This window comes from Lentimicrobium sp. S6 (genome assembly GCF_013166635.1).
In the GTDB taxonomy this organism is placed as follows: Bacteria; Bacteroidota; Bacteroidia; order Bacteroidales; family UBA12170; genus UBA12170.
Map to the genome: position 1 here is coordinate 1 of NZ_JABKBZ010000179.1, position 2,282 is coordinate 2,282.

General features: G+C 33.3%; 1 protein-coding gene. It reads left to right on the forward strand.

What is annotated here, in order from left to right; translation table 11 throughout:
- Positions 1-319 precede the first annotated feature (319 nt).
- A complete protein-coding gene (locus tag HNS40_RS22150) occupies positions 320-1,891 on the forward strand; it encodes a rhomboid family intramembrane serine protease (RefSeq protein ID WP_172284893.1) in 1,572 nt (523 codons plus the stop codon).
- The last annotated feature ends 391 nt before the right edge of the window (positions 1,892-2,282 follow it).

Here is a 2,282-nt window from a genome sequence, read left to right on the forward strand (position 1 = left end):
GACATTTTAAGTTCGAACTTTTTTGGCCGCTTAAAGAGTTTTTAAAATAAAAAATGCCCTGAAGAATGACTAATAATATAGATTTTAATGCTTTGATTATTTGGTGATTTGAAGGAGATGAAACCTATAAATTGAAGAGTTCAAAACGCTTGGTAACAAAGGCTCATACATAATGTGGGTTTTGTAGTAGAATAGAACATATAAACATAAAATAAACATCGGAGTAGGCAGATAGATAATGGCTTTGAAAACCACACTATGCATAGCCTAGGACGTTGGCAGCCATACGAAGAGCGATAGTGCAATAACAAACATTTAGATGAGAGATAAATTACAGATAATTTACATACCAGCTGTTCTGACATTGATAATGTTAGTCGCTGGATATACATTTTTACATTGGTTGATTTTTATTGAATTGGAGCTTTTTTCTTTAAAAAAGATGATTCTTGATTTTGGTATACCAATTACATTGGCTGGATTAGTAGCTTGGATTTATATCAGACCTAAACTAAAGATACTTGACCTAGAGATTAGCACTGGAAGTATGATTGAGTTTTGCACTATGCTAGTTTGGGTTGGAATGACATTTCCTATGGTAATCGCTCAGGAATATATTCAAACTGCGACTGGAAAACTAACTGAATTAAGTTCGATAAATGAAATAAACAATTATGATGAGACTAAGTATTACTCTCTTGAAAACTATTATGTTGATAAGAATTCTATCGGGATTCATCATGATTATGAGGTTGTAACTACTAAATCAAGTAGTAATTTGCATATGAGAATATATGTTGCTTTACCAATCTACAAAACTACAGATGATATTAGTTTAAAATCACCAATTGGTTGGTTAGGTCATGAATACAAAAAAACAATTAGTAATAGGCTCAGCCAAGAACAAAAGGAAGCTGAGTACAAGGAATTTACTAAAGATAGTCAGCTAGATTTTAATGATAGAGACTTTTCAAAATTCACCTACTTCGATAGGTTAGGAAATTCAAAAGAATTTGATGGGTTTAATAATGCGATTAGGGCAAATAAGAATTTTAATGCTACTGATGTTATTCTTGTTGGTGTTAATGAACCGTACTCAGCAAGAAATGGTAATAAACTGTTCTGGATTTTTGGTTCTTCTTTGATTAGCTCCATTGTGTGGCTTATTATGATTTTAATTCCAAGTTATAATCCACGAGAGCTTAATAGAGTAAAAGCTGGAAAACCTGATAGAGAAGCTCAACAAGATTTAAAGGATTTTCTTGGTTATATAACTTTTAAAGATGGGTATGTTATTACACCACTGATACTCTATGGAATTGTTTTAATGTTCCTAATAATGACATTTGGAGGATATGGATTCTTTTCATTTAAAGGACCTGACCTTATTAAATTTGGAGCTAATTATAGCCCGATGACTAAAAATGGAGATTGGTGGAGATTGATTACTTGTGTCTTTCTTCACGGTGGCATTATGCATTTGATTCTAAACATATCAGGTCTAGTCTTCATTTCATTGATTCTTGAGCCATTTTTGGGACACATTAAGTATCTTCTATTATATCTAATTGCAGGTATTATAGCAAGTTTGACAAGTTTGTGGTGGCATGATACCACTTTGAGTATCGGGGCATCGGGAGCGATTTTCGGACTTTATGGAGCATTTTTATCCTTATTCCTTACAAAATCAATACCTGATGAAGTTGGAGGTTTCTTTTTGACTTTCTCCTTGATTTTTGTTGGACTTAATCTATTGTTTGGTCTAGCGGAGGGAATTGATAATGCTGCTCACATTGGAGGACTTTTAAGTGGTTTTCTAATAGGACTTTATTATGCCATGATTATATGGATTGGTAGACCAAATAGTGAAAGTACGGCTGCCAACAATTAAGCATCGTTTTCAGCCCTAAGCCGTGGAGCTAAGCATTTACTTATGGCCAAGAGGGGCTGAATATGTGCTGTGTGTTGAACGTAAACCGGCAACGAAGCCGTAAAGCCTACCTTATATATTGTGGAATCAATTTGGGCAATGATATCTCCACAGCTCTTGTGTAGTTATTTTTTTTCAATTTTTTTCTAGCAAATCTTAGAAGTATTCAAGAGCTTTTCTGTTTTTTGATTTTAGCAGGGTCGTTATTCTGATTATTTCTGATTTTTTGATTGATTGATGCATAATTCTTCCATTAAGATGACTCATATTCTTTTATTGTGTTGATATACTTATACTTACTTTCAAAGGTTTAGTGTTTTCCGGAGGTGCTCTTTGATGATTGTTTCTAAAC